At 72.2% G+C, this 1,233-nt stretch carries 1 protein-coding gene; it reads right to left on the bottom strand.

Features of this window, described 5'->3' with window-relative positions; all coding sequences use genetic code 11:
* A partial coding sequence (gene bioB / locus H5J30_RS34235) for a biotin synthase BioB (RefSeq protein WP_181791709.1) occupies positions 1-974 on the bottom strand: 974 nt, incomplete at its 3' end.
* Positions 975-1,233 lie beyond the last annotated feature (259 nt).

Genomic DNA, 1,233 nt, shown 5'->3' with positions numbered 1-1,233 from the left:
GCCTCCTCCACCTCGAACCCGGCGTCCGCGATCATCTCCAGGTCCGCCTTGCCCGCCTGCCCCTCGCTGGTCAGGTAGTCGCCCAGGAACACCGAGTTGGCCAGGTGCAGCGCCAGCGGCTGGAGCGTGCGCAGGTGGATCTCGCGGCCGGCCGCGAGCCGCACCTCCACGTCCGGGCAGACGAACCGCACCATGGCGAGGATCTTCAGGCAGCGCTGCGGCGTGAGGTCCCACTCCCCGGCCAGCGGCGTGCCCTCGAACGGGATCAGGAAGTTCACCGGCACCGAGTCCGGGTCCAGCGCGCGCAGCGCGAAGACCACGTCCACCAGGTCCTCGTCGCTCTCGCCCATCCCCGCGATCAGCCCGGAGCAGGCCGACAGCCCGGCCGCCTGCGCCTGCTGCACGGTCTGCACCCGGTCCTCGTAGCCGTGCGTGGTGCAGATGTCCGCGTACGTCGCCTCGGAGGTGTTGAGGTTGTGGTTGTACGCGTCCGCGCCCGCCGACTTCAGCCGCTCCGCCTGGCCGTCGGAGAGCAGCCCGAGGCAGGCGCACACCTCCACGTCGCCGTTCTGCTCCTTGATGGCGGCGATGGTCTCCGAGACCCGGTCGACGTCGCGGTCCGTGGGCCCGCGCCCGCTGGCGACCAGGCAGACCCGCTTGGCGCCGCCCGCCACCCCGGCCGACGCGGCCTGGGCCGCCTGGTCGGCCTTCAGCCACGTGTACTTGAGGATCCCCGCCTCGGAACCCAGCCGCTGCGAGCAGTACGAGCAGTCCTCGGGGCACAGCCCCGACTTGAGGTTGACCAGGTAGTTGAGTTTCACCCGGCGGCCGAAGAACTCCCGGCGCACCTTCCCGGCCGCGGCGACGACGTCGAGGACGTCCTCGTCCGCAGTGCGCAGCACGGCCAGCGCCTCGTCACGGGTGGGCGCCTCGCGCCGCAGCCCCTTGTCCACCAGCGTCGAAAGCAGGTCCATGGCGCCGATCCTCGCCCACCGCACCGGTCGGGGCCAATGGGGTACCGCACAACGGCCGCCCCTGTCTTCTGTGCTCATCGCCACACCACCGCCCGCCCCCGCGCGCACTACGGTGCAGAAACAGCCCGCCGAGCCGAGGAACCGCATGCCCCGTCACGCCTTCGACTGGATCGACGCGCAGGCCGAACAGCGGCGGCGCGCCGGTCTCGTACGCACCCTGCGCCCCCGCGCGCACGACGCTCGGCTGCTCGACCTGTGC

The organism is Streptomyces phytophilus, assembly GCF_013870535.1.
Taxonomy (GTDB): domain Bacteria; phylum Actinomycetota; class Actinomycetes; order Streptomycetales; family Streptomycetaceae; genus Streptomyces; species Streptomyces phytophilus.
Note: the sequence above shows the minus strand (reverse complement) of the source record. Positions and strands in the feature narration are given on the sequence as shown.